Below are 392 nucleotides of genomic sequence, written 5' to 3'. Positions count from 1 at the left end.
ACACCAGCGCCGACGGTACGGCCGCCTTCGCGGATAGCGAAGCGCAGACCTTCTTCCATCGCGATCGGGTTGATCAGCTTGACGGTGATCGACACGTTATCGCCTGGCATGACCATTTCTTTGTCTGCTGGCAACTCGATCGAACCCGTTACGTCCGTCGTGCGGAAGTAGAACTGTGGACGATAGTTGTTGAAGAATGGCGTATGACGGCCGCCTTCGTCTTTCGACAGAACATAGATCTCGCCGGTGAAGTGGGCGTGCGGCTTGATCGAGCCTGGCTTTGCCAGAACTTGACCACGTTGCACGTCTTCACGCTTGGTGCCGCGCAGCAGCAGACCAACGTTGTCGCCTGCTTGACCTTGGTCCAGCAGCTTGCGGAACATTTCCACGCC

At 57.7% G+C, this 392-nt stretch carries 1 protein-coding gene; it reads right to left on the bottom strand.

All coding sequences use genetic code 11. The features are described 5' to 3' along the window. The coding region (locus ACZ92H_RS29510) for an EF-Tu C-terminal domain-related protein (protein WP_465051981.1) at nt 1–392 on the bottom strand (392 nt) is incomplete at both ends.

Source organism: Janthinobacterium foliorum (genome assembly GCF_978021625.1).
The sequence above is the reverse complement of the archived record's forward strand: the minus strand, read 5'-3'. Positions and strand labels throughout refer to the sequence as shown.